This is a genomic window from Streptomyces sp. NPDC058864 (genome assembly GCF_042742985.1).
Lineage (GTDB): Bacteria > Actinomycetota > Actinomycetes > Streptomycetales > Streptomycetaceae > Actinacidiphila.
Window position 1 is genome coordinate 14,050 of record NZ_JBHYMQ010000052.1, and the last position, 6,005, is coordinate 20,054.

The 6,005-nt window shown below is 71.2% G+C and carries 7 protein-coding genes; 4 read left to right on the plus strand and 3 right to left on the minus strand.

Annotated elements, in window-relative coordinates; all coding sequences use genetic code 11:
- Nucleotides 1–143: 143 nt before the first annotated feature.
- Both ACFW3D_RS30115 and ACFW3D_RS30120 read right to left on the minus strand, forming a co-directional pair.
- On the minus strand, nt 144–704 hold the full coding sequence (locus ACFW3D_RS30115; RefSeq protein ID WP_500509287.1) for a hemerythrin domain-containing protein: 561 nt from the start codon (nt 702–704) through the stop codon (nt 144–146).
- Between the two features lie 85 nt (nt 705–789).
- Nucleotides 790–1,974, minus strand: a complete 1,185-nt coding sequence (locus tag ACFW3D_RS30120) for an amidohydrolase (protein ID WP_500509290.1) — start codon at nt 1,972–1,974, stop codon at nt 790–792.
- Nucleotides 1,975–2,111: 137 nt separating this feature from the next.
- On the opposite strand from ACFW3D_RS30120, the gene ACFW3D_RS30125 reads away from it, so the two are divergent.
- From ACFW3D_RS30125 to ACFW3D_RS30140, 4 genes are all read left to right on the plus strand, one after another.
- Nucleotides 2,112–2,492: a hypothetical protein gene (locus ACFW3D_RS30125; protein WP_500509293.1), complete on the plus strand. Its 381-nt coding sequence runs from the start codon at nt 2,112–2,114 to the stop codon at nt 2,490–2,492.
- A 56-nt stretch (nt 2,493–2,548) separates the two neighbouring features.
- The gene (locus ACFW3D_RS30130; RefSeq protein WP_500509296.1) at nt 2,549–4,015 is read left to right on the plus strand and encodes an aminotransferase class I/II-fold pyridoxal phosphate-dependent enzyme; all 1,467 of its coding nucleotides are present in this window, start codon (nt 2,549–2,551) and stop codon (nt 4,013–4,015) included.
- Between the two features lie 13 nt (nt 4,016–4,028).
- Nucleotides 4,029–4,904, plus strand: coding sequence for an SDR family oxidoreductase (locus tag ACFW3D_RS30135; RefSeq protein WP_500509298.1), 876 nt, complete (start codon nt 4,029–4,031; stop codon nt 4,902–4,904).
- Between the two features lie 78 nt (nt 4,905–4,982).
- On the plus strand, nt 4,983–5,204 hold the full coding sequence (locus ACFW3D_RS30140) for a DUF5133 domain-containing protein (protein WP_500509300.1): 222 nt from the start codon (nt 4,983–4,985) through the stop codon (nt 5,202–5,204).
- Nucleotides 5,205–5,444: 240 nt separating this feature from the next.
- Here ACFW3D_RS30140 and ACFW3D_RS30145 read toward each other — a convergent pair whose 3' ends face one another.
- Complete coding sequence (locus ACFW3D_RS30145) at nt 5,445–5,783, minus strand: DUF3040 domain-containing protein (RefSeq protein WP_500509302.1); 339 nt, start codon at nt 5,781–5,783, stop codon at nt 5,445–5,447.
- Between the last annotated feature and the right edge of the window lie 222 nt (nt 5,784–6,005).

Sequence of the window (6,005 nt, forward strand, 5' to 3'; positions counted from 1 at the left end):
CGGCCGCGGCGGCCCCCCTTCGCCCCGGGCCAACCTCAACCCCCCCCCCCCCCCCCCCGGCCCCCCCGCCGCAGGCTCCTGCCGGTGGGCGCCCCCCCCCCTCAACCACCGCGTGGGCCCCCCCCACAGCATGGCCGGCCGCGTCAGGACTTGCCGCGGCCGGTGACGAAGTCGCGGGCCCGGTCCACCAGCCCGGTACCCGGTGCCAGGAGCTTGTTGGCGGGCGGGGTGTCCGGGGCGCTGGGGTGCGGCCGGGTCGGGGCGACCTTCTTGGCGCTGCGCACCTTGTCCCCGAGCTCATTGAGCTGCTCGGGAGTGCAGGCCTGCGCCAGGCTCGGGAAGAGCTGCCGCTCCTCCTCCTGGACGTGCGCGGTGACGTCGGTGACGAGCTTGCCCACCAGCTGGTCGAAGCGGGCGTCGTCGATGTCGACGTCCTCCAGGTCCTTCAGGACCTGCTCCACCTCGGCGTGCTCCTCGATCTCCTTGTCGGCGAGGGCGTCGCCTCCGGGGAGGTGCTCCCGGACGGCCGGGTAGAGGTACATCTCCTCGGCCACCGAGTGCCGCACCAGCTCGATGGTGACCTCGTCGAGCACGTTCCGGCGTTCCTTGTCACCCGGGGGCAGGGCCCGCAGACGGGCGAAGTACTCCTCCACCTCGCGGTGGTCGGCCGTGAGCTCTGCGATGACGTTTCCGCCGTGTCCCATCACGTGACTCCCTTCCGTTTCGGCATGCCGTGGTTGTCCTCTCGGTGGGCGGCTTCCCTCTCGCACGCGGGGCACGCCACTCTCGTCAGCCATCCGGACAACGGTGCGCGGCCCAGGCGGCGTCAGCGACGCCCGGCTCCAGGAGGACGTCGACGGCGGTGCAGGCCAGCGCCTCCGCGGCGGCAATCATGACCTCGCGGCCCCGGGAAGCGGCTGCGGCCTCGGCGAACCGCGGGGTGTGGTCAGAACCGCCGGGACCGTCGATCGCCACGAACGGATGGATGGTCGGCAAGCGGTTACTGACCGCGCCGACGTCCGAGGAGCCCAGGTAGACGCCCGGCACCGGCTCGCCCACCTGCAGGCCGGCCCGGGCCAAGTGGGCGGCGAACCGTGAGGACAGGACGGCGCTGTTGCGGAAGTGGTCGTACCCGGCGTCGACGAGGGAGACCTCGGCCCGGGTGCCGGTGGCCCGCGCCACGCCCTGCGCGCACTCTGTCAGGCTTTCTGCCAGCTCGTTTCGAGCGGTCGTGGTAGCCCCGCGCAGCCCGAACAGTCCCTCTGCGTAGTCGGGGACAACGTTCGTGGCCCGGCCGCCTTCAGTGACGATGCCCTGCACGTGCGAGCCGGGCGGCAGGCGCCTGCTGAGCACCGGCAGGGTGTTGAAGAACTGAATCAGCGCGGCTAGCGCGTCGACGCCCTGTGTCGGGTTGCCAGTGGGATGGGCCGCCCGGCCGTGAAAGGCGACCCGGACCTGGGCCGAGGCCGTCAGCGGCGCCCACGACCAGCTGTACACGCCGGGGTGGAACATCAGGGCCGCGTCCACCCCGTCAAAGACACCCGCCTCTGCTATGACGACCTTTCCGCCACCCCGCTCCTCCGCCGGCGTCCCCACCACGAGCAGCGATCCCGGGATCGCATGCAGGGCCCCGTGAATTGCCAGCCCTGCACCGAGCCCCGCTGCGGCGATGAGGTTGTGGCCGCACGCGTGCCCGAGGCCGGGCAGGGCGTCGTACTCGAGTAGCAGGGCCACCCGCGGGGCGCCGCCGTCACCTGCGGCCGCTAGGAAAGCCGTCGGCAGTCCGGCCACCCCGCGCTGGACGGAGAAGCCCTCCCGTTCCAGGTGGCTGGCCAGCAGCTGGGCCGCCCTGTGTTCCTCGAACGCTAGCTCCGGGTTCTGGTAGAGCGTCGAGGCCACCTCCCACAGCGGCCCGGCGCGGGCGGCGAGCTGTTCCGCGATGCGGGCGTACACCTGGTTGATGGGCTCGTCCATCGGTGGCCTCCCGGGCGTATACCGGACGCCTACCCGCCCTCGCGCGCGGCATCGCGCAGGCATGAGCCGCCGCTGACGGGGCACGCGCCCCGAAAGGCAGTAAATGCGTGGAAGGCACTTTTCGAGAGGGAAGCGCGATGACGAAGAAGCAGCATCCTCCGCACGGCGAGGGGCCGAGTCGCCACGAGGGCGACGACCAGCACGGCTGGGCCACGGACGTGGACGCGGAGAAGCAGCAGGACAACCCCAGCGGCCACCGTTCGTTCCACCCGGACACCTACGCACCCGGCGGGAAGAACCGCGAACCGTCACCCAAGGACATCGCGGAGTCCACGACCGGCACGCCGGCACACGACGTGTCGGGCAGCGGTGAGGAGCGGGCCGGCAAGACGGGTAAGCGGCAGATCCAGGACACCGGCAACCGCGGCCCCTCCGGGCGTCCCAGCGGCACAAAGGACACGTCCGAGTTCAGCGGGGTCGACCCGCAGGAGCCGCGGACCGGGCACCGCGGCCGCTGACCCGCGGCGCGCCCCCTGTGGCGTTTCCCCTTGGAGGGCGCGGGCAGCCGCAGATCATGGACCATTCGCACGCGCCGGTCCTGGAGGCGCTCGCCGCCTACCACGCGACCGGTCAGACACCATTCACCCCGCCCGGTCACAAACAGGGCCGCGGCACCGATCCCCGCGTCCTGGAGGCGCTGGGAGAGTCCGTCTTCCGCTGCGACATCCTGGCCACCAGCGGACTCGACGACCGCACCTCCTCGCACGGAGTCCTGGAGAAGGCACAGGAGCTCATGGCGGACGCCGTGGGAGCGGACCACACGTTCTTCTCCACCTGTGGCAGCTCGCTGTCGGTGAAGTCGGCCATGCTCTCGGTCGCGGGACCGCACGAGAAGCTCGTCGTGGGCCGGGACGCCCACAAGTCCGTCATCTCGGGGCTGATCCTCTCCGGCCAAGAGCCGGTCTGGGTGCGCCCCCAGTGGGATCCGGACCTCCACCTGGCCCACCCGCCGTCCGCCCAGTCGGTCGCAGCCGCCCTGAGGGATCATCCCGATGCCAAGGGCGCCCTGGTCACCAGCCCCACCCCGTACGGCACCTGCGCGGACCTGTGCGCGACAGCGGAAGAATGCCACTGGCACGGCAAGCCCCTCGTCGTGGACGAGGCGTGGGGAGCGCACCTGCCCTTCCACCCCTCGTTGCCGACCTGGGCGATGGACGCCGGAGCGGACGTGTGCGTCACTTCCGTGCACAAGATGGGCTCCGCCCTCGAGCAGACTTCGGTCTTCCACCTCCAAGGCGACCTGGTCGACCCCGCGGTGCTCAAGGCCCGCGAGGACCTGCTGGGGACCACCAGCCCGTCGGTGCTGCTCTACGCCGCCCTGGACGGCTGGCGCCGCCAGATGGTGGAGCAGGGTCACGCCCTCTATGAACGGGCCCTCCTCCTGGCCGACGCCCTGCGCGGCCAGATCGAGCAGCTCGACGGTTACCACGTGCACGGCCGGGACGACTTCTGCGGTCCGAACAGGGCCGCCGACATGGACCCGCTTCAGGTGATCGTCGACATCTCCGCGCTCAGGGTCACCGGATACCGGGCCGCGGACTGGCTGCGTTCCCACCACGGGGTGAACCTCCACGTCAGCGACCACCGCCGGATCAGCGCCCAGCTCACCCACGCCGACAACGACGACACGACGAAGGTCCTGGTCACCGCCCTGGCCGACCTCGTCGACCACGTGGGCGAGCTGCGTCCCGCACCGCCCGTGGACGTCCCGAGCCCGGCGGAGCTCACCCTGGAACAGGTCGTGCTGCCCCGCGACGCCTTCTTCGGCGAGACCGAGCAGATCCGGATCGCGGAGGCCGAAGGCAGGATCACCGCCGAAATGCTCACGCCCTACCCGCCCGGCATCCCTGCCGCCCTGCCCGGCGAACGTCTCAACCGGCACGTGCTGGACTACCTGCGCTCGGGGGTCGAGGCCGGGATGGTCGTCCCGGACGCCGCCGACCAGAAGGTGCGCTCCATCCGAGTTGCGATCGACAAGTGACGGAGGAACCCGCATGACGTCCAACGAGGACCCGGTCAGCCGCCATCCGCAGCCGGACTTCCCCGCGCAGGACCAGCCGCATCCGGGCTGGACGGGGCCGATGGACCCGCCCCCCGACCACGGGGAGACCTCGTATGAAGGCAGTGGCCTGGAGGGCAAGGCCGCGGTGATCACCGGTGGCGACTCCGGGATCGGCCGGGCCGTCGCGCTCGCTTTCGCCCGCGAAGGCGCGGACGTGCTCATCACGCACCTGCCCGAGGAGAGGGCGGACGCGGACACCGCCGTCGGACTCATCGAGGACGCCGGACGCAAGGGCGTCGCCCTGTCCTGCGACATCCGCGAAGAGGAGCAGTGCCGCGAGGTGATCGACCTTGCACTCGCGCAATTCGGACGGCTTGACATCCTGGTCAACAACGCCGCGTACCAGATGTCACAGCCGGACGGGATCGGGGCGATCGACACGGAGCAGTTCGACCGGGTGCTCAAGACCAACCTGTACGCGATGTTCTGGCTGTCGAAGATTGCCCTCGAGCACCTACCCGCCGGCGGCTCGATCATCAACACCAGTTCCGTGCAGGCCTACAAGCCCAGCCCCCATCTGCTGGACTACGCCATGACGAAGGCGGCGATCGTCAACTTCACGCAGGGGCTGGCACAAATGGTCGCCTCCAAGGGGATCCGCGTCAACGCGGTGGCCCCGGGACCGGTGTGGACCCCGCTCATCCCGGCGACCCTCCCGGACACCACCGAGTTCGGCAAGCAGTCCCCGCTCGGCCGACCCGCCCAGCCGGCCGAGATGGCCCCGGCCTACGTCTTCCTCGCCTCCCAGCACGCCAGTTACATCACGGCGGAAGTCGTCAACGCCACGGGCGGCACACCACTGCCCTGAAGCGCCGGCATGTGTCGCAGACGGCCGGGAAGTCGGTCAATCAACGGCCGAACACCAGCTTCGACTGAGGAGTACACCGTGTTGATGGCCCACCCCGCCGTCCTGAACGACCTGATCGACCGCTACCAGACGCTTCGCCTGCTGAACCCGAAGGCCCCCGAGGTCCGCCGACGGCTCGACGACGTCTCGTACACGCTGTGCGTGGCTACCGGCACCAGCGACATCGACGCAGCCTTGCTCGCGGCCCGCCTCCACCTGCCTGGCGCTCGCCCCCACGACGACTCCGCCGTCCCGGCCTGACGCACCAGCAAGCAGGACCCCAATCTCGTCATCAGCGGCGGCGCGGCTGGGTGTCCGCCTCCTGGCGACATACGACGCGCGTACGGGGGCCGCGGCCGACATGCTGAACCCTGCGGGCGCGGTGCTAGCTTTCCGGCTGCACCCGCGTTGGCCCCGTCGCCTGGGCAGGGGTGACCGCACCGCCATCGCGGCTCTCGCAGCCCTCGAACCCCGGCCACTCTTTTGTCCGCCGACAACGCGTCACGCCACCTGGTTCCGCCGTCGGATGCGCTTCCCAACCGGCACCGGGCACGTGGCGGCGAGAAGGGTGACGACCCATGAGGCCGCACCCACCCAGACCAGCGGAGGGGACTTGGTCAGCGTGGCCGACAGCAGCAGGGCCAGCGTGGCACCTGCAAGGAAGGTCACCAGCAGGGCGCGTGGCCACCGGGCGAAACGCGCCGCGGCCTCCCGCAAGGGGATGCGGATGCGCATCGTGCGCAGTCGCCGGTCAAGGGCGCGGTCCTCATGGCGGAGCAGTCGCTCGATCCCGTCGAGAGCCGTTCGTTCCCGGACGGTGAGCCGGCGGTCCTCCCTCATCGGTGTCTCCTGGCTGGCATGGGCCGGGCTGCTCCGGCCGTCTGTGCCCGCGTGTACCCCGTGGAGCGGCAAAGACCGGTGCCTTACGGGGATTGACCTGATAACGCCCACGACGCGCGGGGTGGGGGGGCCCGCGAACGCGCCCGGCCCCCGCCCGGGGGGGCGGGGCGGGTGTAGGGCCCCCCGGTGCAAACGCCGGGGCCCCCGCCCCGCCCGCGCCCC

Coding starts and splice junctions, on each gene's coding strand:
- ACFW3D_RS30115 (WP_500509287.1), bottom strand. CDS start 704: ATGGGACACGGCGGAAACGTCATCGCAGAGCTCACGGCCGACCACCGC.
- ACFW3D_RS30120 (WP_500509290.1), bottom strand. CDS start 1,974: ATGGACGAGCCCATCAACCAGGTGTACGCCCGCATCGCGGAACAGCTC.
- ACFW3D_RS30125 (WP_500509293.1), top strand. CDS start 2,112: ATGACGAAGAAGCAGCATCCTCCGCACGGCGAGGGGCCGAGTCGCCAC.
- ACFW3D_RS30130 (WP_500509296.1), top strand. CDS start 2,549: ATGGACCATTCGCACGCGCCGGTCCTGGAGGCGCTCGCCGCCTACCAC.
- ACFW3D_RS30135 (WP_500509298.1), top strand. CDS start 4,029: ATGACGTCCAACGAGGACCCGGTCAGCCGCCATCCGCAGCCGGACTTC.
- ACFW3D_RS30145 (WP_500509302.1), bottom strand. CDS start 5,783: ATGAGGGAGGACCGCCGGCTCACCGTCCGGGAACGAACGGCTCTCGAC.